General features: G+C 47.4%; 22 protein-coding genes and 1 riboswitch. Of the genes, 6 read left to right on the top strand and 16 right to left on the bottom strand.

Translation table 11 applies throughout. The features are described from left to right. Positions 1–208: 208 nt before the first annotated feature. The 3 genes from CHI14_RS25600 to CHI14_RS25590 form a co-directional block, all read right to left on the bottom strand. On the bottom strand, positions 209–553 hold the full coding sequence (locus CHI14_RS25600; protein WP_095292442.1) for a YflT domain-containing protein: 345 nt from the start codon (positions 551–553) through the stop codon (positions 209–211). Between the two features lie 102 nt (positions 554–655). Continuing rightward, entirely contained in the window at positions 656–1168 is a 513-nt protein-coding gene (locus CHI14_RS25595; protein WP_141236733.1) for a hypothetical protein, read from the bottom strand. Between the two features lie 92 nt (positions 1169–1260). Further along, positions 1261–1773 (bottom strand): DUF948 domain-containing protein, encoded by a 513-nt coding sequence (locus CHI14_RS25590; RefSeq protein ID WP_095292436.1) that lies wholly within the window; start codon positions 1771–1773, stop codon positions 1261–1263. A gap of 217 nt (positions 1774–1990) precedes the next feature. Here CHI14_RS25590 and CHI14_RS25585 point away from each other — a divergent pair, with 217 nt between their 5' ends. Both CHI14_RS25585 and CHI14_RS25580 read left to right on the top strand, forming a co-directional pair. Then, positions 1991–2155: a DUF1328 domain-containing protein gene (locus CHI14_RS25585; RefSeq protein ID WP_082704249.1), complete on the top strand. Its 165-nt coding sequence runs from the start codon at positions 1991–1993 to the stop codon at positions 2153–2155. A 408-nt stretch (positions 2156–2563) separates the two neighbouring features. Beyond that, positions 2564–3052 carry a hypothetical protein gene (locus CHI14_RS25580; RefSeq protein WP_095292433.1) on the top strand — a complete coding sequence of 163 codons (489 nt, stop codon included), beginning with the start codon at positions 2564–2566 and terminating at the stop codon, positions 3050–3052. Between the two features lie 90 nt (positions 3053–3142). Here CHI14_RS25580 and CHI14_RS25575 read toward each other — a convergent pair whose 3' ends face one another. Continuing rightward, positions 3143–4030 (bottom strand): cation diffusion facilitator family transporter, encoded by an 888-nt coding sequence (locus tag CHI14_RS25575; protein WP_095292431.1) that lies wholly within the window; start codon positions 4028–4030, stop codon positions 3143–3145. A gap of 291 nt (positions 4031–4321) precedes the next feature. Here CHI14_RS25575 and CHI14_RS25570 point away from each other — a divergent pair, with 291 nt between their 5' ends. Then, a complete protein-coding gene (locus CHI14_RS25570; protein WP_095292429.1) occupies positions 4322–4510 on the top strand; it encodes a hypothetical protein in 189 nt (62 codons plus the stop codon). Between the two features lie 112 nt (positions 4511–4622). Here CHI14_RS25570 and CHI14_RS25565 read toward each other — a convergent pair whose 3' ends face one another. From CHI14_RS25565 to CHI14_RS25545, 6 genes are all read right to left on the bottom strand, one after another. Continuing rightward, complete coding sequence (locus tag CHI14_RS25565; protein WP_095292427.1) at positions 4623–6248, bottom strand: ABC-F family ATP-binding cassette domain-containing protein; 1626 nt, start codon at positions 6246–6248, stop codon at positions 4623–4625. A 205-nt stretch (positions 6249–6453) separates the two neighbouring features. Then, positions 6454–7494 carry an MBL fold metallo-hydrolase gene (locus tag CHI14_RS25560; RefSeq protein ID WP_095292425.1) on the bottom strand — a complete coding sequence of 347 codons (1041 nt, stop codon included), beginning with the start codon at positions 7492–7494 and terminating at the stop codon, positions 6454–6456. A gap of 67 nt (positions 7495–7561) precedes the next feature. Then, on the bottom strand, positions 7562–7714 hold the full coding sequence (gene cydS / locus CHI14_RS30220; protein WP_170948273.1) for a cytochrome bd oxidase small subunit CydS family protein: 153 nt from the start codon (positions 7712–7714) through the stop codon (positions 7562–7564). Positions 7715–7719: 5 nt separating this feature from the next. Then, positions 7720–8754 (bottom strand): cytochrome d ubiquinol oxidase subunit II, encoded by a 1035-nt coding sequence (locus CHI14_RS25555; protein WP_095292423.1) that lies wholly within the window; start codon positions 8752–8754, stop codon positions 7720–7722. Further along, entirely contained in the window at positions 8751–10097 is a 1347-nt protein-coding gene (locus CHI14_RS25550; RefSeq protein ID WP_095292422.1) for a cytochrome ubiquinol oxidase subunit I, read from the bottom strand. Before CHI14_RS25550 ends, CHI14_RS25555 begins: the two co-directional genes overlap by 4 nt. A 360-nt stretch (positions 10098–10457) precedes the next feature. Continuing rightward, entirely contained in the window at positions 10458–13304 is a 2847-nt protein-coding gene (locus CHI14_RS25545; protein WP_095292421.1) for an ATP-binding protein, read from the bottom strand. A 341-nt stretch (positions 13305–13645) separates the two neighbouring features. On the opposite strand from CHI14_RS25545, the gene CHI14_RS25540 reads away from it, so the two are divergent. After that, entirely contained in the window at positions 13646–14344 is a 699-nt protein-coding gene (locus tag CHI14_RS25540; RefSeq protein WP_095292419.1) for a response regulator transcription factor, read from the top strand. Positions 14345–14359: 15 nt separating this feature from the next. On the opposite strand, the gene CHI14_RS25535 is transcribed toward CHI14_RS25540, so the two are convergent. Beyond that, positions 14360–14824 (bottom strand): hypothetical protein, encoded by a 465-nt coding sequence (locus tag CHI14_RS25535; RefSeq protein ID WP_095292417.1) that lies wholly within the window; start codon positions 14822–14824, stop codon positions 14360–14362. Positions 14825–15049: 225 nt separating this feature from the next. Between CHI14_RS25535 and CHI14_RS25530 the strand changes: the two genes are divergently transcribed. Together CHI14_RS25530 and CHI14_RS25525 are read left to right on the top strand one after the other, a co-directional pair. Next, a complete protein-coding gene (locus CHI14_RS25530) occupies positions 15050–16192 on the top strand; it encodes a virulence factor (RefSeq protein WP_095292415.1) in 1143 nt (380 codons plus the stop codon). 145 nt (positions 16193–16337) lie between these two features. Further along, positions 16338–16559: riboswitch (Lysine riboswitch) on the top strand. 116 nt (positions 16560–16675) lie between these two features. Then, positions 16676–18154 (top strand): amino acid permease, encoded by a 1479-nt coding sequence (locus CHI14_RS25525; protein WP_095292413.1) that lies wholly within the window; start codon positions 16676–16678, stop codon positions 18152–18154. A 100-nt stretch (positions 18155–18254) separates the two neighbouring features. Here CHI14_RS25525 and CHI14_RS25520 read toward each other — a convergent pair whose 3' ends face one another. The 5 genes from CHI14_RS25520 to CHI14_RS30770 all read right to left on the bottom strand — a co-directional run bounded on the left by CHI14_RS25520 (position 18255) and on the right by CHI14_RS30770 (position 25133). Then, positions 18255–19382, bottom strand: a complete 1128-nt coding sequence (locus CHI14_RS25520; RefSeq protein WP_095292411.1) for a transglutaminase domain-containing protein — start codon at positions 19380–19382, stop codon at positions 18255–18257. A 196-nt stretch (positions 19383–19578) separates the two neighbouring features. After that, entirely contained in the window at positions 19579–21960 is a 2382-nt protein-coding gene (locus CHI14_RS25515; protein ID WP_170948274.1) for a YcdB/YcdC domain-containing protein, read from the bottom strand. Between the two features lie 229 nt (positions 21961–22189). Continuing rightward, positions 22190–23113 carry an alpha/beta hydrolase gene (locus CHI14_RS25510; RefSeq protein ID WP_249281238.1) on the bottom strand — a complete coding sequence of 308 codons (924 nt, stop codon included), beginning with the start codon at positions 23111–23113 and terminating at the stop codon, positions 22190–22192. 121 nt (positions 23114–23234) lie between these two features. Next, entirely contained in the window at positions 23235–23867 is a 633-nt protein-coding gene (locus CHI14_RS25505; RefSeq protein ID WP_095292407.1) for a bifunctional 4-hydroxy-2-oxoglutarate aldolase/2-dehydro-3-deoxy-phosphogluconate aldolase, read from the bottom strand. A gap of 195 nt (positions 23868–24062) precedes the next feature. Beyond that, positions 24063–25133, bottom strand: a complete 1071-nt coding sequence (locus tag CHI14_RS30770; protein WP_349290401.1) for a glycosyltransferase — start codon at positions 25131–25133, stop codon at positions 24063–24065. Between the last annotated feature and the right edge of the window lie 748 nt (positions 25134–25881).

The raw sequence follows: 25881 nt of genomic DNA, 5'->3' as shown, positions 1-25881 counted from the left end.
AATCGTAAAAGCAAAAAACTTCTATCAGTAAATGGCACCACCACAGGAAAAAACACCTGCTTGCTGCCCTGTTTTTGCCGCGTTCTGATCCCGCTTCCAAACTCGCAAAAACATAGATAAGGAATGGGGATATCCCCATTCCTTATCTATGTTTTTGAATCTAAAGCTCGTCCTGTTCAGGATGCTTCAGTTACCATTTGAACCACATTTAATCCTTTTTCTTGGCAATAACAAGTACTTTGCCTTTATCGAGTTCACTCTCGTAAAAGTCTGCCTCAGCTTCTGTAAAGCCCATGGATACTATTTTGGCCCGGAGTTCATCACCACGTGATCGGAACAAATTTGCCATGGAGTCAAATACGCCTTCTTCCTTGATACCTATTTCCTTGGCATCCGCTGTATCGGCAATTCGATCCGTACGATCCTTCTCGTGGGCCAGAACGAAGATGTGATCAGCAAGGTAACCGGTATTCTGCAGCTCTTTCACTGCTTCTACCGCTTGAACTCCGTTTTCCACCACTTTTGCATAAGCTTGCGCATTGGTTGAATTCATCGTCTCCACTCTCCTCTGATAATCTTCTTTTCGAGCTACTTATAATATATAACCTTGCCCTATTGGTTTGAAACGCTTCTTTAATAAGAAACCATTTCTCCTCTACTGGAGATGATCTTCAAACAGATCGACTCCGTCAATCTGCTCGGTGCCGGGCTTGATATAAACCTTAATGGCTTGATCACCCCGCAGATACACTTCTCCATCTTCAGCTACCACATACGGCTCACCCAAAACCTGGCGAATGGATTCGACATTCATGTCAATCCACTGCTGGTTGAGTTTCAACCGGTCCTCGGTTCCATCAATGTGGATATACTGGATCTCTCCGGTATCCTCACAGAGTCCAACCTTGGCATCAGCAAACTCATATTCGGGACAACCCAGATATGGATCCGCCTTTTTGTGAAGGGGCTGACCCTTCTCAGATATAATATGACCTTTGCTGTCATCCAGGGAAATGCCATTCAGAGTCTGAAAATGCTGAACCGGTCCGGATCGATCAGCAGCCAGAATAACCTCTGGCACTTCTTCTTCCACTACCGTCCATTGCATATCTTGAGCAGCAGGTACCGCTGCCGGTTGAACGGAAAAGGGAGAAATTACGCTAAACATAACAAGCAGTAGTTTCATCATGATTCTCACCCTTTCATCAAGTTCAGTTCATCACCGCTCTGAAAGACATTCAGGATTACACAGCGGTCATGTTATTTACGCATACGTTGCCACACATTAGCCGCCAGATCGATGTACTTCACCCAATTTTTCCCGCCCTTTGCCGTATCATTATATGTAGCCTGATAACTTTGAAGGGTCCGATCCGTAGGTGTTGCAGGCGTTGTCTGTACTTTGGCTACCTCTGCACGTTTGTTTTGAGGCTCTTGATTGTTGCGTTTGGTTTGAAATTTGGCGATCATCGTCGTGGATACCTGTTTGGCCGCCTCGGTCACCTCATTCAAAACCTCTCCCAAATTTTGTACCGATTCCATTACCGGATCAATTTGTTTCATCTTGTGCTGCACATCAGCCGTGATATCATTGGCATGCCTTACCGTCTGCTTCACTTCATAACTCAGTTCATCAATCGTTTTCTGAACTTCCTGAAGTGTCTTGGACACGTTGTCCAGTGAGCCCTGAGCCGATTTTAATGTACGAATCAAAAAGAAAACCAATACTGCAAAAGCTACCGCAATTAAAGCAACACTAATTTGATAGATCATAGAAGAACCTCGCTTTCTCATATACATCGTTTTGTTATTGCTATAGTTACCCGACCATTTCAGGCGCGAAACAAAATTAGAGCGGACTTTACCATTCCCTTTTTTTGGGAAATTAATGGATGTTTCATTACAAAAGCCCCAGGTTAAAGAACAACTACACACGGCAGCGGAACAAACATCGCTGACCCCATATTCCCAAACGAAAGGATGAATACTCATGTTGAAATGGTCTGTACTATTTCTAGTTATTGCTCTTGTAGCAGGGATTTTCGGCTTTTTCGGTATTGTTGAGGCAGCTGCTTCCATTGCCAAAGTCCTTTTCTTCATCTTTGTTGTATTGTTCGTAATCTCCCTGATTACCGGACGCAGCCGAATGCGATGAATCAGGTTGCTTTGGATAATCTCTTCATCAGATTACATACAGAAGCCTAGCGTGCTTGCAAAAGCCGTTAGGCTTTTGTTATGTGTCTGTCCTTTTTGGATCGATTGTCCCAGGACATAAGGTCCCCCCATCTAATTATTATGTATTACACTCCTTTCTTCCCTATTCCATCCGCACTCTCTTTAAACCGGATTTTTATCCACAAACAGGACTTTTTTTACATAGCCAGCCCGGTTTTCTCCCACTGTGGTCTGATATTTACAAGCTTCCCATATACCCACAATTGCTCCAGTTGACTCTGGAGAATAAAAGAAAATATTGTTAAAATGTTGATTCACAAGTGAGGTCGCTTGGTTACTTTTAACACAGAACAACAAATTACATACCCAATCTGAGGAGGAAAAAACAATGAAAAAAATCGTGAGTTTTGCCGCTGCTTTGACTTTGATGGGCTCAATGGCTGCTGCTGCCGGCGCTGAGGAAGCGGTTACTGGAACAGTAACTCCGGAGACAGGAACCCAAGCAACAACACCTGTGGAAACAACACCTGCTGTTGAAGTAAACAAACCGGTTGTAGAAACCGTTGAAGGTACAGCAGAAACTGTTACTGGCGCAACGTATAGTACAAATGGAAATAATCCAACTACATCAACAGATGACAAAATCTTTGACGAGCCTGTTGTAAAACCAGGTGATGAGGTTCTTGTACCTACCATGCTGCTTAACCTTCTGGAGCGCACTTGGTTCTACGATGCACCTAACGGTAAACCAATCGGTGCACTGAGTGCCCAAGTAATCGATACAACGGGTGAAGTTGTAGACGGTTTCGATGGTGGCGAATGGGTTCAAGTATACACTTGGAAAGGCAAAGCGTGGATCCACGTTGCCATTAAATAGTATCGTATAATCGTTCTGAACATAAGTAAAGAGGACAGCGCTCATAGCGGCTGTCCTCTTTTTTTAACCAAAATATTTAGTTCAGATCATTCATGTGTGTTCTGCTAAGTCTTCCATTCTCGGCTCAACATGCACGTGAACATGCATAATATTGTGTGAACGCTTCAGCCGTTCCTCCACTTGATCACAGATCCGATGACCTTCAATTAAGCTAAGCCCGCCATCCACTTCAATGACTACATCCACAAGCACATGACTCCCATGTACACGTGCCTTGACGTCCTTAATCATCTCTACTCCAGGAACCCGCGCTACAGATGACCTAAGATCCGTTAACTGATCTTGATCGAATCCATCCGTTAAGCGATGCGTGGAATCCCGGAAAATTTCCCAAGCGGTTTTGCAAATCAGAAGTCCTACAGCAATTGCAGCTACCTTGTCCAACCACGGTAAACCAAATTGGGCCCCCACAATGCCGACTGCCGCTCCGATACTCACCCAGGCATCTGATCGATTATCCTTGGCAGCGGCCATAAGTGCCTGATTGTTAATCTGCAGTGCCAAGCGATGATTATATCGGTATACGCCCAGCATAACCACCGCACAGATTACAGCAACGGCAGCAGACCATAAGTTAGGTGCTGCAAAGTCCCCTTCATACCATGAACGTACTGCTTCAACCAAAACCTGAAGTCCAACCATAGCCATAATAAAGGATGCAATTAAAGCAGCAACGGTCTCTGCTCTGAAATGCCCATAAGCATGGTCTGAGTCAGGCGGTTTCTGGGAAATCCGAAGTCCAATCAATACGGCAACCGAAGCAACAATATCCGTAAGGTTATTAAAACCATCTGCCAGCAATGCGCTGGAAGCGAATAAATATCCACAGATTAGTTTAAAGGCGGACAAGATCAGATAAGCTGCGATGCTGACCCAAGCCCCCCGCTCCCCTTTGCGTATTTCTTCATAAGCGTTCAAACCGGGCGACACTCCTTTTACGTTTCGTATTACGGTTTTTACATGGTACCAAATGCCACCCTTGTGGGTCTATAGAAACAGTGTTGCCAAGTTGCATGGCTGTAGGGAAGCCGAAACAAAGTTGCCAAACCGCATGGCTGTAGGCGTAGAGAAAAAGTGTTGGCCTAGTCAAAAAGTGAAGGATCCCCGCTTATTATCAGGTTGCCCTTGTGGGGCTTTTGCAAAACGTATAAAATAGGTACATCCCGTCCAATTCGGACGGCTTACTGTAAGACCGGGAGGGAAACAATGATGAGCGAAAACACTGAACCGAAAAAAATCAGTTTGCAGGATGCCATACGCCAGAAACTGGCGCAGAAGAAACAACAGGCGAACTCTGGTAACCAATCCAGTGCCTACTTTGAGGGCGGACCAAAAGCGATGAAGAGCCAAAACAATAAGAAGCCTAACAATCAGCGCCGCCGTACAGGTGGATCCTAGAGAAATCTCGGATTTGCTTATACAAGAAAAAGAACCGCAAGCTCCTTTCAACAGGGCTTACGGTTCTTTTTTTATTACATTGGGGTTCTAAACCCCAACATTTTATTTTAAATTAAGCTTCAACCGGGTACATTTTTTTGCGCATTTCTTTAATTTCTTCACTTTCCAGATATTCATCATAGCTCATTTGGCGATCAATAATGCCATTTGGCGTAATTTCGATAATCCGGTTCGCAATGGTTTGGATGAACTGATGGTCATGGGACGTGAACAGCATCGTGCCGTCAAAATCGATCAGACCGTTATTCAGTGCCGTGATGGATTCGAGATCCAAGTGGTTCGTTGGCTCATCCAGAATGAGTACGTTCGCGCCCGTTTGCATCATCTTCGCCAGCATACAGCGAACTTTCTCTCCCCCGGACAGCACACTCGCTTTTTTGAGCGCTTCTTCTCCGGAGAACAGCATACGACCCAGGAACCCACGCAAATACGTTTCATCCTGATCTTTGGAATACTGGCGCAACCAATCCACCAGAGTCATCTCCACGCCGTCAAAGTATTTGGAGTTGTCTTTCGGGAAATATGCCTGAGTTGTCGTTACACCCCAAGTATATTCACCGCCTTCAGCCTCTACTTCCCCCATCAGCACGTCAAACAGAAGAGATTTGGCATTTCCGTTAGGGCCAACAAAAGCAATTTTATCCCCTTTGTTTACCACGAAGCTGATATCATTCAGCATGTTCTCGCCTTCAACCGATTTGCTTACACGATCGACAGTCAACAATTGCTTGCCTGCTTCACGCTCAGGTTTGAAGTTGATGAACGGATATTTACGGTTTGATGGACGAAGATCGTCCAGCGTGATTTTGTCGAGCTGTTTCTTACGCGAAGTCGCTTGCTTCGACTTGGATGCATTCGCGGAGAAGCGTTGAATAAAGGCTTGCAGCTCTTTGATCTTCTCTTCTTTTTTCTTGTTCGCATCACGCTGCAACGCGAGCGCCAGTTGGCTGGATTCGTACCAGAAGTCATAGTTACCTACGTACAGCTGGATTTTACCGAAATCGATATCCGCAATGTGCGTACATACCTTGTTCAAGAAGTGACGGTCATGGGATACAACAATAACGGTACCTTCATAATCCATCAGGAAGTTCTCGAGCCATTGAATGGATTCAAGATCCAAGTGGTTGGTAGGCTCATCGAGCAGCAGATTGTTTGGAGTACCAAACAATGCCTGTGCCAGCAGGACCCGAACCTTCTCGTTACCGCTCAGCTCTGTCATCTTCTTCTCATGCATATCACGATCGATACCCAGACCGATCAGGAGTGCCGCTGCATCCGGCTCAGCATCCCAGCCATTCAGCTCGGCGAATTCACCTTCAAGCTCACCGGCACGCAGACCATCTTCTTCTGTAAAGTCCGCCTTGGCATACAGTGCATCCTTCTCTTTCATGATGGAGTAGAGACGGCTGTGGCCCATAATTACGGTTTCGAGAACCGGGTACTCATCATATTCAAAGTGGTTTTGCTTCAAAACGGCCATACGTTCGCCCGGGGTGATGTGCACCTCTCCCGAGTTTGCTTCAATTTCACCGGACAAAATTTTCAGGAATGTTGATTTGCCGGCTCCGTTGGCGCCGATCAGGCCATAACAGTTGCCTGGCGTGAACTTGATATTCACATCTTCAAAAAGTGCACGTTTTCCGTAGCGGAGCGTGATGCCGCTTGTACTAATCATTAAGCATACCATCCTTTATTTTAATAATCTGCTACTGCATTCATAGCAATCATGGATTCAATATCCCGTAGCCTATTCTGGCACCATATTATAACACAAAAAAACGGCAAATTCGAAAATTAGCCGCTTTTTACTCGTTAAAGTTTTGGTAATTGTGCAATTGCTGCGGATATACCCCTACCTTAGCATATTTAGCCCGCTTTTGTTAGCTCTTTCTATGATCCTCATGACGAATACGCAGGGTCTCACCGTGTCCCAGCACCCGGATTCGTTCTTTGTCGATTCCGAGTCGTTCACGTTCGACTTCCAGCCGATCCAGTGCTTCCTTAGGCGTATCATCCGCGAGTTTAAAAGTGCCATAATGCATAGGAACCATAAGCTGTGAGCCGGACTCCACGAATCCTTGCAGCGCTTCTTCCGGCGTGACGTGCTGGGACGTCATAAACCATTCGGGTTCATAGGCACCAATCGGCATTAACGTAACACCGATGTCAAAGCGTTCTCCGATCGTTTTGAAGCCCTGAAAATATCCTGTATCTCCAACAAAATACAAAACAGGCGGTCCCTCTGATTGCTGCGATGTCTGCGTTCTTGAATCGGAGGACGACTCGTTCTGTTCACTTGCAGCCGCACGCTCCTCGGACGACGTCGTCAGCCCATGATGCTGCTCCAGTACGTAGCCGCCCCAATGGGATGTATTCGTATCAAATAACGTCCGGCGGGTCCAGTGCTGTGCCGGGACAAAGTTGATTTTGACGCCGCCGAGCACGATATGCTCCCACCACTTCATCTCATGGCAACGATGGAAGCCCTTGCGCACCATTTTTCGTTTAAGCCCGTCCGGTACAATCAGCAAGGTTTTGGCGGTAACGAGCTTCCGCAATGAAGCGAGATGCAAATGATCATAGTGAGAATGGGAGATCAGGATGACATCCAGCGGTGGAATATCTTGAATCGGAATACCGGGGGGACCCAGCCTCCGTTGAAATCCCATTTTTTCAGCCCACACGGGGTCAGTCATGATGTTCAGTCCATAATATTGAATAAAAAAAGTGGAGTGACCGATCCAGGTGATGGTTGTCTCATCCCGGTTGGCATGCAGGTAATCCAGCTCAGGCGGGTGTTTGGGCACGGTATACGAATAATCCTTCACCTTGCTCCGCCGCTGCTCCCTCCATTGCTTGAATTCCTTCAACGTTTTGTCTGTACTTACATTATCAATGTTGTTATAACGGATTTTCGGCATGAAAGGGCCCTCCTCCCTTCCTAATATCTTAACCCAACCTAAGCCTTTTTGAAAAAAGCGAGGCGGATTAATCTTTCGGGTTTTTGCATACTGCCAGATACACGAACAGAAATGCAATCGCAGCAACAATAATGAGCGGCGGCGCATACATGATCGTGAATTCCTCAAAGAAGCTCAAACCCGTTATGCCCGGAATGCCTGTTGCCCCTTCCAGATTCATGAGGTTCATCCTTTCTTTTTACCCGATTGGCCACGGACGTAATTCGCATCAAACAGGAACAGCTTCATGATGAGGATTAGCGACGGTATTAGCACCAGCAAACCGAGACTGAATGCCGTGATGAGCGCAATCCCCATCGTCCGGTTGGTAAAGCTGTCATAGATGTTAATGTACGGATACAGGATATAAGGCAGATGCGACCTGCCGTATCCATACCAGGCGAAGGCGAATTGAAGCATCACGGCGATGAAGCACCACCCGAGGTACTTTCGCTTCCATACAAGCGAGACCGCAATAACAAAACAAATAAACGATGCGATAAACATCCACGAAATATTGACCATTTGTTCAAAGTGCACGGGATTCTGTTTGTTAATCTGCAGGAACGCCAGGAAGCTGGCAAAAATCGTGGGTAAGCTCCACAGCAGTGCGTATTCCCTCAGCACTTCGAATGCCGTCTCATCTTCAGCTCTCTTGGCATAATAGGACAGAAACATCGCAGAAATATAAAGCACACTGACGAGCGCAAGCAGTACAACCGACCAGGTATATGGATTCGTCAGGAATTCACCCCAGCGGAAAAACACCTGCTCACCAACCTGCTCAATAATTCCGCCCTCTGAAATAGCCAAAATGGTGGAAAAGACAGCCGGGATCAACAATCCCGTCGCACCATATAAAGCCATGTAGATGCGACTGTTTTTACCATGATTCCCATAGGTATTGTACGCATAGTAGACCCCTCGAATAGCTAGCAGCACAATGGCCAGGGACCCGGGGACCAGAAGAGCTGTTCCATAATAAAAGGCACTATCCGGATAGAACCCTACCAATCCAACCACGAAAAAGATCAGAAACACATTCGTCACTTCCCACACCGGTGACAGGTAGCGCTGAATTATGTTATGGATTTTGTTCTCATGCCCTGTAAGCAAGCTATAAAAACTGAAAAATCCTGCTCCAAAATCAATGGAAGCTACGATCAGGTAACCAAACAAAAATGTCCATAATATCGCAATGCCCGCAATTTCAAAGCTCAATGGACAATCCCTCCCTCAAGTCCGAGCGAATCCAGCTCTTTCTCAGCTTCCTTATTGCGGAACAGCTTGCTGAGTACCCGAATGCAAGAAAAACAAAGGATCAGATATAACAGGATGAACAGAACGAGCATCCACCCTACAGAGGTCGAGGTAGTAGCCGCCTCAGACACTTTCATGTACCCCCGCAGAATCCATGGCTGCCTGCCGACTTCGGCAAACATCCAGCCCAGCTCAATCGCAACCATGGCTAGCGGACCGAGGAAAACAATACCGAGCAGGAGCCATTTCGGATACGGCTTTCGTCCCGGAAGCCAGCGGCGGAATACATACAGAACAGGAATCAGCAGGATGATCACGCCTGTCGTTACTTTCAGGTCAAACATGTAATGAATGGACAACGGCGGCCTCAGATCAGCAGGATACTCTTCCAGTCCCTTCACTTCCGTGTCCAGACGATTTCCCGCGAGAATACTGAGCGCATACGGAATTTCAATCGCATATTTCACCTCATTATTCTCGTCGAGTATTCCGCCATAGACGAGCGGGGCCTCCTTCATGGTCTTGAAGTGCCATTCTGCCGCAGCCAGCTTCTCCGGCTGGTATTTGGCCAGAAACTTGCCCGAGGAATCGCCGAGCATGACTGTACTAACCGCAAACACTAGGGCACATACCGTGGTGAGTTTAAGTGCCTTTTTGTAATAGACATGGTCACGGCCACGCAGCAGACTGAACGCAGCGATACCTGCAAGAACACCGGCACTGAGCGTATAAGAGGATCCCAGCACGTGAGAAACCTTGGTTGGCGTAGCAGGGTTCAACATGGCTGCAATCGGATGAATGTCCTTCATGATGCCGTTAATCAAGGTAAACCCTTGAGGCTGGTTCATGAAGGAATTCACGGTTGTAATGAATATTGCCGAAGCGGATGATCCCAGTGCTACCGGAATGAGCAGCAGCATGTGTGTGTATTTCTTCTTGAACCGATTCCAGGTATACAGGTAAATTCCCAGAAAGATCGCTTCCACGAAAAAGGCGAACGTCTCCATAAACAGCGGCAGGGCAATCGCCTGACCCGCGACCCGCATAAACATCGGCCACAGCAGGCTAAGCTGCAGACCGATGGATGTTCCGGTGACGACACCTACAGCCACGGTGATGACAAATCCCCGTGCCCATCTGCGCGCAAGCAAGGTGTAATGGATATCGTTAGTTCGCAGCCCCCGCCATTCGGCCAGCGCAATCATTAGCGGGACGCCTACGCCGATGGAGGCAAATATAATATGTACAGCCAGGGTCAGACCGGTCAGAATCCGGCTGAGCAGAACAGGGTCCAGCGATGACATGGGTGACACTCCTCTTTATCATGATGTACAGCTTCATGTATCTGCTTGTCCTAATAGCTCAATAACTCATGATACGCATGATACTTTTCACAACGGCATACAGTACGACCACTGCTGCGACCAGGCAGACAATAATGAGCGTTTTCTCCTGTTTGCGAAACATATACCTGCCATCCTCCTTTTGATCCGATGCAAATTATGGCGCTATAGACAGTTTGCAAAAGTTCATGGTTTTTTATCCTGAAAATTTGAAAAACAAAAAAAGCCTTTATCCTTCAGTACATGGTTCACTGAAAAATAAAGACTTAGTGATTGTATCCAGGCAGTCAGCAACATGGCATCTCTGAACAACTCCCCTGCCTAGAGGAGATCCTCTTGCTTGGGCAAACGTACTTTGAAGGTACTTCCTTTGCCAATTGCGGATATAAACGTAATCGTTCCATGATGATCCTCGACAATTTTGCGTGAGATATACAGTCCGAGTCCGGTTCCACCGATTTGCCGGTGGTCTGAGTTATCCACACGGTAAAACTTCGTAAACAGCTGGTCCTGCACATTCTCCGGAATGCCGATTCCGTAGTCGCGTACGTCAATGCATATCCACTCATTTTCTTCCCACATGGTAATGTCAATCCGTTCGGTTCCTGGCGAGTATTTCACTGCATTGCCAATCAAATTATGAAGCACTTGGGTCATCCGATTTTGGTCTGCATAAGCAAAAAAATCGCCGTTAAAGGCATGCACATAGATACGCTGGATGGATTTGATATTCCATTGCTCGGCAACACCTTCCACTAATTCCAGCAGCGGTACATAGGTCATATGATAAGTCATGCCGTCGTTGTCCAGACGCTGGATGTCCAATACATCCTCAAGCAGGCTGCTAAGCCGGCTGCCCTCCGACGAGATCGTTTCCATAAACTCCTGTCGCTGTGAAGCAGGTAAATCATACATCATCATTAATTCTACATAACCCATAATGGTTGCTACTGGAGTCCTCAGCTCATGGGATACCACGCTGATCAACTCGTTTTTCATTCGATTCAGGCGTTCTTCTTCCGTACGGTCGCGGAACACAAGCAGGAACCCATGGTTTTTGCCAGGCACATCCACTTGTTTAATATAGAGGGAAAATACGCTTTTTTCCTTGTTATTAAAACTGAATTCGGTCTCCACAAAAGCACGTTCCCCGTGCAAAAAAGCCTTCGTTTGATCCACCAGATTGAAGTCATCCGTCAGGACAACCTTATCCATGGCTTGAGCAAATTCTTCGATGGATCTGCCCAGGAAGTTACCAAGGCCGAACATTTCCTCGACCCTTCGGTTAACGATGGTAATCATGCCAGAGCGATCGGACATGACCAGCCCTTCCCGAACAGATTCAATAAAGTGTTCACTGATATCGCGCTGTTCCTGAATTGCAATTTTCTCATGAAACAATTCTGCATTCAGTTTCTCGAGCGCGAGTGCATGACGCACACGTTCCTCCTCTGCTCGTGTTTTATCGGTAATATCTTTAATAAACAAGTTATACAGCTTCTCATTGTTGCCGAGCTGAATCTCCACAATTTTGTATTCGATCGGGAAAACCGACCCATCCCTGCGAATGCCTGAAATCTCCTCGACATTGACATGCCGCTTGCCTCGGATATATTCATATCTCTCCAGCATCTTCTTGATTTCCATACAACTCGCCCCTTGAAAAAGAGACGGAGCATTGGTCTCGTGAACAACCTGTTCCCGTTTTAGCCCAAACATTCTTTCGGCTTCGGGATTGAACTCAATGATCAATCCATTAGAATCCACAGCAATAATGGCGTCAATGGATGAATCGATGATGGCCCGTTTGATTTCCTCACTATTCTTCAGTTCCTTGGTCCGTGCACGAACCCTGTCCTCCAGTGTTAATTTGTCCTGGCGGATCTGTTCGAATTGTTCAAGCAGAACATCTGCCATTTTGCGCAGATTGCCAATCAAAATTTGAACTTCGGTGACATGGCTTGTTGGCCAATCCATTTTGCCTTTACGAAATAATAATCTCGGGAGTATACCAGTCATCCGAGTAAGCCTGATCAGAGGACTCACCACCTTTCGGCTTAATGGAGCAGCCACAACCATCGACGTTACAAAAATGAGAAACAAACTCTGAAGGGTAGTCAGATAGATCCTTTCAATCCGTGAATAATAATTGGCTGAACTTGTCTCCACATACACACGGTACGAAGTATCTGACTCCACATCTGCTTTATAGATAAATGAAGCATGCTTCCAGTAGGTGAGCGCATCGCTGTAATAAGCGTCTCCTGAACGGAAGATAATGGAGGACTCCCCCTCTTTCAGATAACGATAATTGCTTGTATTTAAATAATCGCCAATGATTACGGTATCCAGTCCGGAAGCAATCACGCGATCATTCTTATCCAGAATAATGACGTTTACATCCAATAGATGATGATAACGCTCCATGCCCTGCTGCATATTTTGTACTGTCAAAAATCGTTCATCCAGATCCTGAGTCACTGCATTCGCTGCGTGTTTCATATTTAATATAATCGTTTCATGAATTTGACTTAACTGTCTGCGGCTATCCGCTGATAAAAGAAATAGGGAGACCACCACAACAAACACGACCACATATTTAAAAGCAATTCGGCTAAGCGGGATGGTGCCTGTCCTTTTCGAGTGATGCTCGCCGTTGGTGATCCAGAAGTCTATTATGATTCCGGCGATTAGCGCGTTAACCATACTGACTACGGCAATATGCATGTATGCATACTTTACTTCATCCAGATTCATGTTCAGGATATAATGCCCATACCCCAAGACAGGTAATAACATCACGACCCAAAACACGGCATTGGCCTTCATAACGCTTCCGTTCTTCCAACGCATCTGCCAGCCCAGCATCCAGATCAACTCAATAAAATGACCGAAGACCATGTAGAGACAATGTGAAGTTGGCCCATTATAAAGCAGATGTATTCCACTAATTGCAGCAAAGGTGATAAGACCATACATTCCGCCATGCAAGCGTAGGGCAACAAGGACAGCAGCACTGCCGAACATTAACTGGACGCCATAAAACAACGTAAGGGGGTATATGCTGCCCATGGCTCCAAGCACAATGAGAATTACAGTTCCTATCCAAGCGATTCGCAATTTCTCTACAATCCATACCAGCATTTTGGCGGCCATTATTCGAAACATGGACTACCATCCTCTGGGCCTAGTACTATATCCGTATTCAACAACAACGTTGGTACCTCCTATAAACGAGAGCCGTTCTATCTACTTTTCTTTCCTCAAATCCCCCTGATACATTATACTGTATATATTAAAAGGTTTTTCTGTTGGAAAAATTTGATTTGTCGGCAAAATAGCCACAGCTATGGTAAAATACTGAAGCTCTTCTCAAGTTTGTACTCCCCCACATATACATCCTATATATTGGAATATAAACATTAAAAAATTTGTGGTATTTCTACACTAAACTCAGCTTTTTTTTAGTAATTTCTTAACAAATTCTTTTCATCAGGAGTGTGACCTCTATGTCTATCAAAGTACTTCTTATAGAAGATGAGAAAAATCTGGCTGACATGATTGCTTTCTTTCTTGAGGAGGAAGGATACATAACAGAACGGGTTCATCACGCCCGTGAGGCACTTCAACTTTTCCCGCAGTTCGGGCCGGATATTGTTGTGACTGATCTGATGCTGCCCGAAATGGATGGAAATGATCTGGTAGATGCGTTTCGCCAGCATTCCACTGTACCGATTCTCATGATTTCAGCAAGCACAATGCTGAATGACCGGCTCCGAGCATTACATAACGGCGCTGATGATTTTCTTTGTAAGCCTTTTAGTCTAAAGGAGCTGGACGCAAGGATCAAGGCACTGCTGCGCAGATCCGCCATTTCTTATCCTGATAAACCAGCAAAAGAGGATAAACCATCAGAAAATACGGGACATGTAAGTGTGAATGAATATAGACGGACACTGTTCGTCAACGGAGTAGAAATCGAAGTCACTCATATTGAATTTGAGATCATGAAAGAATTGTACAAATATCCGGGTAAAGTATTTACCCGTAATGAGCTTATGGACCGAATTAAAGGATCGGAACGAGCCTACCTGGACCGTACCATTGATGTACATATCTCCAGCTTGCGTAAGAAAATCGAACCCGACCCCAAAAATCCACGCTATATCAAGACCGTTTGGGGAACAGGTTATAAGTATGTGACGTAATTCAATATTCCTTAACTAGTGGCTATGCCCTCTCCGTGTGTATTTCTGTATCGACATGGTAGAGGGCATGGCTTCTTCTTGATCCTGCAGTGTGGAGTACAGCCATTTCTGAATGTCTAAATAAAGCTGATGCGGTTCGCGCTGATTCCACAGGATCATCTTAATGAGACCATTGCCTGTAATCTGCTGCACATGCTGTCTGCGAATCAACGATTGGAAGTCGGTAATAACCAGCAGTGGCAGCTGTGGCAAAAAGGCACGAATGGCATTGGATGCCGAGACGGCCTGGCTTGCATCCATGTAATCGACAATGCAATAACGCGATCGGCCCCAAGTAGACCTTGAACTCATCTTCTGGTTCTGTTCCTCGCCTCGAATGCATTCTTCCTGCTCTTCCTCCATCCACTCGTTAAACAATTCGATAATATGCTCATAAGCAATACCGCGGCTTCCGTCCGAAAGTACTGTTATACGTTCCATAGTTGTAACCTCCAGTTGTTTCATTCTACTTATTGTGCCGATCTTCATTTAAAAATGTTTGTGAGTGAACATGAAAGAAGTGTTAACTATCTTAGTACTTCTCACACAACTATGTAAGGTTTGTCATCCATTTCGCAGTTTGCCTCCATTCATGTAAAATAGGGATATACCCGTTGTTGTCACGGGAACTTAAATGATGAATCCGGTACAGGAGGTTATGAACCGATGAATATTGTTTCCATTGAACCAACACCTAGTCCCAATACGATGATGCTTCATCTCGATGAGCGTCTCGAAGACGGGATCCGCAGAACCTACACGCTGGATAATGAACGTTCTGCTCCAGCGTTTATCCGCCAGATGCTCCATATTCCTGGCGTTAAAAGTGTATTTCATACCACGGACTTCGTTGCGCTGGATCGCAAGGGCAATGCCGACTGGTCCGTCATTCTGGGGGAAGTCCAGAACCGTCTGGGCCAACAAGGAATTGACCTTGATTGGATTGAATCCGAAGATGCGTCAGGCGAGCACTTTGGCGAAGCACAGGTATTTGTACAGTTTTTCCGGGGTGTTCCGATGCAGATTCGGGTTAAGGCAGGTGCAAAGGAAGAACGAATCTCTCTCTCCGATCGATTCGTTAAGGCCGTTACCGAAGTAGCCAGTGCAACGCTGATCAAAGAACGTAAATTAAGTGATTACGGCGTACGGTACGGAGAATTGCCGGATATTGCCCGTGAGGTTGAGCAGGAACTGGAGGCAGCCTATCCTCCGGAGCGCCTGAAGCAGGTCATCGAACAGGCTATTGCGCACGGAACCAATACAGAAGAGTTTGTGGAACGCCGCCGCAAGCTGGAAGGTGCCGAACTGGAAGAAGCACTGAGCAGTGAGGATTGGAATGTACGATATGCAGCTTTTGACGGTATGGAACCTACAGAAGAGAGATTGCCGCTTATTGCCCGCGCCCTGCATGACAGTAAAATGCAGATACGCCGGTTGGCTGTAGTCTATCTTGGAGATATCAAAACGCCGGAAGCCATGGAATTGCTGTATGAAGCCCTCAAGGACAGCTCTCCTGCCGTACGTCGTACCGCTGGAGACACTCTGTCCGATATCGGCGACCCGGCTGCAACCGCTGTGATGACGGCTACGCTCACCGACAGCAGCAAACTGGTGCGCTGGCGGGCAGCCCGTTTCTTATATGAAGTGGGAACCGAAGAAGCAGAACAAGCTCTGCGAAAGGCAGCGGAAGATCCTGAATTTGAAGTTAGCCTGCAGGCCAAGATGGCACTGGAGCGAATCGAATCCGGTGAACAGGCTGCAGGTACCGTATGGCAGCAAATGGCCGGACGTAACAAAAAGACGGAATAGTCCTTGTTAAAAGAACATCCAACTTTTGTTATTGCATGATGAAACGAGGAAAGGTATACTGAATGTCTGTTTGAGCAACAGAACATGGTATGTAACGTTCTGCTATTCAATAATTTCATAGACAATAGATACACCTCATCCACGATGATGAGGTAGAGGTCGCGGGTGCGATCAGTAAGCTGAAGGAGGCGCTAAGGAGCCGCTCATGAGATCAGCCGAAAGGTGCACCCGCCGAAGCCTGCTGGACGGTTCCTTACATTTGTCCAGTATGGTTGGGGCTGCTGCCGAAAGGTACAGAACTGTCACAGAGATACACACCAGCCCGCATGGGCGGGTATGAATTCTTCTGTGTTGAGCTATCTTATAACATCTGGGACAGGTGCGGACAATGGATATCAAGACCGCAGGCTGAAGCCTGCGGTCTTTTGTGTGTATAGTGCCATTGATCCATATCATCAGTACGCTGAGTGAAGGAGTGTTTTCATGCAAGACCGCAACAAGCAAACAACAGCAGGAAATGGTTCCCTGAAAAAAGGATTGCGTGCACGACATATGACGATGATTGCCCTCGGTGGCTCCATCGGTACAGGACTGTTCCTCGCAAGTGGTACCGCCATCTCCACAGCAGGACCGGGTGGTGCATTGATTGCATATGCCGCCGTCGGTATCATGGTTTACTTTCTGATGACAAGCCTTGGAGAACTGGCTACATTTATGCCTGACTCCGGTTCATTTAATACGTATGCCGCTCGTTTCGTTGATCCCGCACTTGGCTTCGCCATGGGCTGGAATTTCTGGTACAACTGGGCCGTCACCATTGCGGCCGAACTGGCTGCAGCTACAGTACTCATCAAGTATTGGTTCCCTGACAGCTCGTCCATGTTATGGAGCCTGCTATTTCTCGTTTTAATCTTTGCTCTGAATGTGCTGTCTGTTAAAGGTTATGGTGAATCGGAATATTGGTTTGCCATCATCAAAGTGGCTACCGTCATTATCTTTTTGACCGTAGGTGTGCTGATGATCTTCGGTATTATGGGCGGAGAAGCCGTCGGTTTCAGCAACTTTACAGTGGGTGATGCGCCCATCCATGGCGGATTCTTCGCCGTACTTGGTGTGTTCATGGCTGCAGGGTTCTCTTTCCAGGGAACCGAGCTCATTGGTGTCGCTGCGGGTGAGAGTGAAAATCCGCGTGAGAATGTACCTCGTGCCATTCGGCAGGTATTCTGGCGGATTCTGATCTTCTACATTTTGGCCATCACGGTAATCAGTTTGATCATCCCGTATACGCATCCGAACCTGCTCAAAGGTGATCTGAACAATATCGGTGTCAGTCCATTTACGCTAGTATTTGAAAAAGCAGGGCTTGCCATTGCAGCTTCGGTCATGAATGCTGTCATTCTGACCTCTGTGCTGTCTGCCGGCAACTCTGGCATGTATGCTTCAAGCCGGGTTCTCTATGCTCTTGCCCGTGATGGCAAGGCGCCGCGTTTCCTTGCACGACTGAACAAAAAAGGCATTCCAATGAATGCCCTGCTTGTAACTACAGCTGTCGGCATGCTTGCGTTTCTCGCTTCCCTGTTCGGTGACGGTATTGTGTATACCTGGCTGCTGAATGCCTCCGGCATGTGCGGATTTATCACCTGGCTAGGCATTGCCATCAGCCATTATCGCTTCCGCCGGGCTTATGTTGCCCAGGGCAGGGACTTGAAAGACTTGCCTTATCGCGCACGCTGGTTCCCTTTCGGACCGATATTCGCTTTTGTACTCTGTATCATCGTTATTATCGGACAGAACTACCAGGCCTTTACGGGCGACCAGATCGACTGGAGCGGAGCGCTTGTTGCTTACCTGAGTGTACCGCTGTTCCTGATTCTATGGCTTGGTTACAAGTGGATCAAGAAAACCAAAGTGGTGCCCCTGCAGGAATGTGACTTCTCCCCTACGGATTCTTCTGCGCAGTAAACGTATAGAAAATCCCCCTGCTTCTGACCGTTCTCTACGGTTAAGAAGCAGGGGGATTTTGTTTTGCATACCATTAAGGCGTTATTACATCCGCCTTGATTCATAACGTCCAATTGATCTTCACACGCAGATCCGTTGTATCTTCCATTTTGGACACATAATACGATATTGATTTCATCCCGAGCTGATACAAATTCTGCAAATCTTCAACCAGTCTTGTCTCGGTACCTTTGTATCTGAACGTCAGTGTGGTTCCACCTTCCTTCAGCACATTCTGCACCTTGGTTTCCAGTGCGGAATGTCCACTAACCGCATCTTTCTCGTCATAGAGCGAATATTCCAGTGTATGGTACAGCTTCTGATATGCCGGTGCCTTGCTGCCACCGCTCTGTATCAAGGTTTGTAGGGCCTCCCGGTAGGGAGCTGGTGCAGTCGGATATTTGCCTTGGCCCGTCCAGATATGGTCACGTGCCATCTCGTCGTCGCTGAGCAAATAGTAGTTATGGCTAACTTTCCCTTTGCGATCAGGTGTCGGATCATCCCAGGTCGTGTCCATGTGGTACCATTTGCCGTCCAGCTTCACGATATTCCAAGCATGCAGCTGATCACCTGCCGTACCTTCCACAATCCGGTTCTCAATACCAACCTGTTCCAGCATGCGGTAAGCTAGCAGGGAATATCCCTGACATACGGTGCTTCCCGTCACAAGTCCATCATAGGCCGTATATTTCTGAAGAGAAGTATCATAGGCAAGGTGGAGAACAATCCAGTCATGGATCGCTTTCACCTTTTCATGATTCGTCATGCCAGGTGTGATGATCTCTTTTAAAACATGGGTCACTTTGCGGTTAACGTAATCGGTCTGCTCCTTGGTCTCCCGGTAGGACAGATTCACATGGACCTCGGCCGAAACGTTGGAACCTTTATAATTAAAAGCATAACTTTTGACGGTATATTGGATATAGGGATCACTGGTCATTGCTTCATCAATGGAGCTCTGGAGCTGCTTTTTGAGTCCTTTCACATCGCCCTTGTATGTAAATACAAGCTCCTCCGTTCGCTGTGACATGGCTGTAAGCAACGTCTGGCGTAAATCCTTGGTTGTGGAAATATCGGATGTGTCCGATGCAGCATACAGTTGATCCAGGTCAACCGTACGAGGTAAAGCCACCGCAATCAGACAGCCTGCCAGCAATATGGTGATCACTCGTTTTCCGTTTTTGCCCATGAAAGGATACCACCTCTCTTTGCAACATTCTCATGCCTCATTGTATCACAAAAGGATCTGACGTCAGGCTTCTAGTTTTGTCGAAAAGCATCAAAAGAGACCTTCCGCAGAAGGTCTCCCTTGTCTTCAGCAAAATAACACATACCCGCTACATCCAGCCTATGACTTACCAGAGCGGGTTATGCAAGAATACCTCTTAATACAGACGACTGCCTGTCATAAATGAATCTGTCTTGCCTTGCAGCTTGGCCAATCGCTCCAGTACCTGTGACGCTTCCGCTACAGTCACTTTGCGTGCCGGCATGAAACGTCCTTCAATGGAAGGAAGCAATCCCAGCTTCATGCTAAGAGATACGGCACCTTTATTGGTAATCGAATTCGCATCTACAAGGTTCGGCAGATCCGATGGCATGGTGTAGAAACCAGCCAGCTTCTCGTAACGAAGGATACGGACAAGTAATACAGCCAGTTCTTCCCGAGTCATCTCATCCTGTGGATTCAGACTGACCTCTGGATCAGCGCCAGCGAGCCAGCGCTGGTCAATTAGTGTACGCACTGCCTGATAGTAAGGGCTATCTGGCGTAATGTCCGCAAACAGCTTGTCATCCCCGTTCACCGTGTAATAGATGTCCAGATTCGGATTAACTGCTCTGGCGAGATAGTTAAACCAATCCCCTCGGGTAATCACCCGATCCGGGAAGACACGTCCCTGCTCATCAGGAACCAGGACGCTATGCTGGGTCATATTAAGGATGGCCTCTTCAGCCACATGACCAGCAATATCACTAGGTGCAGCTTGAGCTGCTGTGCTGGAAGTGTTGTACAAAGACGTCCATTCACCTGTATTGGCATCAAGTACTTCATAGCTGCCGTAGATCGATTGATCATCCCGTGTAGGCATATACGCAAGATTGATCCCCGACGGCGTGACTTGGCCACTGCTCGTACCATGTCCACCATAACGGGAGTATGCCAGAACCAGCTTGAATTCTTCGAGGTAAGCCGCTTTTGCCTCTTCGTAGCTGATCGCCGGTTCCTTGCTTGCAGGCAGCTGCTCAGGCGTTGCCGCAAGATTGGCATAAAATTCGCTAATCGTTCCATCGTTCAGGACCTGTACCTGCACCAGATCATCCTTAACCGCGATTCCATTGAAGTAGCGCTGAAAAATGAATGTACGTGCATCCTCTACCTCAAGCACGCTGGACAGCTTAAACTGTTCCGTGGCATCCGGCACAAGTGCAATAACCGAATTAATCGCAAGTTTCTCGGCTTGTGTACGGGTTACGGATTTGCCTTCATTTTTCTCATCCGGTTTCTCTTGTGCGGTATCCGGACCCATTCGCTGATACAGGCTATAGCTGTAAATTTGTCCGGTGGTGGCATCCACTTGTGCTGAAATGTCCCGCATGAACATATAGGACATATTCGCGTTTCGGTTGCTCCAGCTCAGACTCCAAACCTGATTGTTTGGACTCCAGTAGCTGCCTTTATTTAACTGGCTGTAATCCAGCTTGTATCCTTGCGGAATGTCAAAGCTCTTTTTCACCAGGCTCTCTGCCTGCTGGGCATTCAGTCTCTGTCCTTTCGCTGGAACAAAAGCGGCCACACTGCCTTTCAGCGGTTTGTCCTGTTGTACCGTATCCTCGGTAATGACTTTTCCAGTCATCGCGTCGAACCGTTCCAACGTATTTGCCTCAAGCGGAACCATGCTGGAATCCTTCGGCGTATATCCAAGATAATACTGCTGGCCTTGCTTGGAAGACAGGCGATTTTTCGAAATGTAGGCGAGTTCCACATCGAACTGGTCTTCGAATTGCTGCCTTGCCTTCTCGGCAGACACAGCCGGTTTCGATGAAGGATATTCAGCCGCGGTCGTCATTCGTGAATATCCTGTTACCAGGCCACTTTGATCCACACTTATGTAAACCCTCTCCGCCTCAGATAACAAACCGTCATGCTTCAGTTGGTATGCAAATTGATATTCGGTTCTGCCGAACAACGATTGCTGTCCCGCCGGTTGGTACAGGTCACCCAAAGATGCGTATGCACCTTCCTTCAAACCAGGGATAGCCTTGTACAGAAAGGCCACAGCCTGCTCTTCCACTTCATCCTTGGTCAGTTTGGCTTCTGACCCAGATAACTGCTTATCCAGTAAATCAGATGGCAAATGCACACTCAGGACTTCCCCTGTCCCTGCATGTACAGATGCGCCGAACCCCATGGAATGATTCCCCTCGGTAATTTGAAATCCGATATCCCATGTTTTGTACTCCAGCGGAGGGAATTGGTTGTTCGGATCAAATTGCGACGAGGTGATGGTCGCTTTTTTCAACATCGGAAACAGTTTCAATATATTCTCACTGGCTTGCTTGGAGGAGATTTTAGCCCCCTCAGGCACGTCATTGCTAGTCACGTCTAGTTGTTCATTTTCCCCCGGTGCAGCTTCTGTAACCTGTTCTGCTTGCGCTGCTGACACGCTGCCTGCAAACCCTGGAGTCTGCGATGCCAGAAGCAATGCCGCCATGGCTGCTGAAGCAGCTCTGGCTGTCATCATTTTGAATCGAATCTGAAAACTCAAATCTGGACCTCTCCCTTCAATTTCATACATGGATGCATGCGAAATAACCCTGCATGAATATTGCCAGTCTATTCTATGATACCATAAGCTTCCTTTTTAATCGTCGTTTCCCAACAATTTTACAAATGAGAATTTTTGTATAATGGTTAGAACAGACCAAAAAACGCCAACCTGGTTGGCGTTTCACGGTTAGCCGATTGTCATGCAGGCTGACGGTTATTAGGATTTATTAGAGGGTAATGTCCGAATTGTGCGGTTGAGCCTGAACCTGAACATGTTTTTCCAAGAAAGGAATGACGGTCTCCCAGAAGGCAGGGTCTTCCTCTGAGCAGCTATGTCCGCCGCTATTTACCCACAGATGCTCTACAGGCGGATCAGCCTTGGACATGAAGTATTCCAGCTCACTTGGCGGGATAAAGTTATCTCCCTTGGAATGCACCATAAGCATTGGCAGCTGCATGCCCTTACGCCGTTCATTTAGCAGCAGGACCGGATCGCGCTGGCGGTACGTTTTCAGTGATTCACCGAGCCTCCAGAACCAGATTCGCGGAATCAACTGCGCCAGTGGGAACAGCGGCAATCGCCGACGTTTCAGCTCCGAACTGACGATTACTTCAAACTGGGATGGCATCGAATCCGTGATGACTGCCGATACCGGAATATGTTCCGTTACCGCCATGATCGTTCCCAGACCTCCAAGGGAATGGCCGAGCACGCCGATGGCACCCGGATCGATCTCCGGCCGAGAGGTGGTGTAACGTAGTGCCGAGAGCAGATCGTCACGGAACAGATAGGCAGACGCTGCTTTTACCGGATCACTGGCCCCATGACTACGAACATCATACATGAAGAGCGCATATCCGGCTTCCCAGATGGGACGTGCGTAACGGAGCACGCGTGATCGGTTGGAACCCCAGCCATGGGCGATAATGATTAGCGGCCATGGTTTGGGAACATGTGCTCCAGCCGGAATAAACCATCCATGAACCCGTCCTCCACCACTCTCGAAGGTGACATCTTCGAATGGCATGGGCGGAGTAATCGTGATGGGAATCTTTTTGGGTGTCTGACTCTTCACCGCCGCTTTCCATAAGCCACCTGCCGTTACGGCAGCAACAGCAATAACTCCACCAATCATCGTTCTGGCTTTCACTCTGCATTTCTCCTCTCCGGCCTCTGTCATACACCTATTCTACGCCAACACCATTAACGCCCTGTTAAATAGCTGCATCTTTTATATTATATCCAAATATACATATCGTTGATTGAGTTTTTTACTTTTTGACTCTCGCTGCTTCCACAAATGCATGTGTACATGCTGCAATCTGTTCGGGATTTCCTGCATCCAGTGCCTCTCTCGGCAAAAGTGCACTGCCAAGTCCTACAGCTGCTGCACCAGCAGCAAAGTAGTCTGTAATATTGTTTAGATTAGCTCCGCCCGTTGCAAGCAGCGGGATATGATTAAGTGGCGCCTTGATCTCCCGTAAATACGGCAATCCCAAACTCGCCATTGGAAATAACTTCACCACACGTGCGCCTGCCTCGTAGGCAGCTACAATCTCGGTAGGTGTCATGGCTCCTGGCCAGATCTCCACCCCATGTTCTACAGCATATTCAATAACAGACAGATCGACATTGGGCGATACCAGAAATTGAGCACCTGCTGCAACGGCTTCCTTGGCCATCTGCACGTTAAGAACCGTTCCTGCTCCAACATAAGCCTGTCCTTCATGCCGGGTCCGCCAGTCTCCGATAATCTCATGTGCCCCAGGTGTATTGAGCGTTACTTCCATCAGGCGGATTCCACCGTCGGTCATGCCTTTTCCTGCTGTTATTGCTGCTTCCCGGCTAATGCCGCGAACAATGGCAACCAGCCTCGACTCTAGTAGTACTTCCGTCAAATTCATGCGAGCTTCCCCTTGCTTCATAGATTCGGCAGCCGAAGACAGTATTATTATCACCGCTTTTCCGTTAATTCATATTGTAAAACGAATTCATCCTTGATGAAATACACAACCCAAAAAACCTCTCTTATCAATATGGACGAATGTCGGTGGATACCATCTATTCAACCCATGACCATAAGAGAGGTTTTGCCGGAATCAAGCCTCTTCCAGTACACTTTCCTTTTCCAGATCCTTGAAATATTGATCATTGTACAGCATGCTGGGGTGTGTAGGATGATATGCTAGAGCAATATCATTGTGCTCCTTCGCCTTGGCACGATTGCCCAGCCGGTCATAACATACGCATAGCTGCAAGTGGGGCATCCATGTCCAGGCTGCTTCGTTCAGGACGACCATCGGATCGGCTGGACGAACAGCATGGGTTGCCTGTTCATACCAGAATACCCCCTTGCGATAATCTCCTCGGTCCGCAAAATAACCCCCCAGGCGGCAGCAGATCTCTGCTCTCGGCAAATCATAGGCAAACGACCTCAGAAGCGCTGAAACTTCCTGTTCTGAGCGTCCCAATGCCGCTTCGCAATCTGCAATTTTCTGGCAGGCAGCAATCTGATCCTCCACCCAACCAAGACCCGTATTCAGAAACTTCCCGTAGTATGTAATCGCATCCTCATGCTGTCCATGATCTTTCAGTTCATTACCGAAGTAATAGAGATCCCGGGGAGAGAAATGTTCTCCTGCTTCCTCACGCTTGCGGTAAATCCTCAGGTTGCGGTCAGTGTACTCCTTGTCTTTCTTATGGGTCACCGCAATATCGCTATGCAGCAACTTGCCGCCAACTTCCAGATATTCATGCACTGCACCAATCCAGCGAAAATTCCGATCCCGTCGCACCAGTCGATTCCTTCTCAAACTGTAGGCAACCTTCCCATCTGGAGTGAATGACAGATTATAGTCCATGGTAACGCTGTCCACCGCAGGATCAAGAGAGTGTTTCAAACCAATAAGCTTCTCCCGGTCATTCGGTTCGAACACATCATCCGCATCCAGCCAAAGTATATATTCCGTTGTTGCCTGATCGAAGGCAAAATTGCGTGCAGCTGCAAAATCATCGATCCATTCAAAATCAACGATTCGTTCTGTATATTTGGCCGCAATTTGACGTGTGCGATCGGTTGATCCGGTATCCACAATTACGATCTCGTCGGCAATACCCTTCACCGAATCCAGGCATCTGGCCAGGGAAGCCTCTTCATTTTTCACAATCATACATAGCGTAATACAGATAGTCTCTTCTCCTCGTCTGACCCTGCGGTTATACGCAGCAGCACCTGGAAGTTCAGATAATCGATAGATATGATAGGCCGGAAGATGGGTATCCACGTATAAACGAAAACCAAGTGCCTGGGCTCGAATGCAAAAATGACGATCCTCACCCCAGAACGATACATTCGGAATCTGGTTGAAGGAAACCCCACCTATAAGAGCATTCTTGCGAATGAGCGTACACGCACCGAGCCCACCAACTTCGTAACAGCCTGGCACTCGCAATTGGTTTAGAAAGGCATCGGTTTGCGTGTTCTCATCCAGAATTTCCTTACCCGCTTCGGATTTCACTCCTTTTCGGTACAATGCGTACTCATCCTGCAGCCATACCTGCGGCATTTCCCTTGTACCCGGCTGCCAGCGCGTCCAGAAAATATTCGATACAATATCCTTCTGCGTGGAAACAAGCTGCTCCAGCGTGCGGGGATGCAGCACAAGATCGGAATCAATCAGGAAAACAGCATCGTAATTCTGTTCGCGGGCGTATTGTAAAATACGGTTTTTCAATCCGGCTACCCGCCAAATCTGTTCGTCGCGCCAATAATGACCTCCCTCATCCCTGCTGTATGTCCCTTTTCCCTGAGCAGTTCCCTCATCGTTATCGGATTCAAATACGGTCCCTCCATGCTGGGATGCAAAATCACGAAGGATATTGGAAGACGCCTCCTCTTCATTATCGTCTATAAACAAA

The sequence above is a fragment of the Paenibacillus sp. 7516 genome, assembly GCF_002272715.1.
In the GTDB taxonomy this organism is placed as follows: domain Bacteria; phylum Bacillota; class Bacilli; order Paenibacillales; family Paenibacillaceae; genus Paenibacillus; species Paenibacillus illinoisensis_A.
This window is presented reverse-complemented; position numbering and strand designations above follow the sequence as displayed.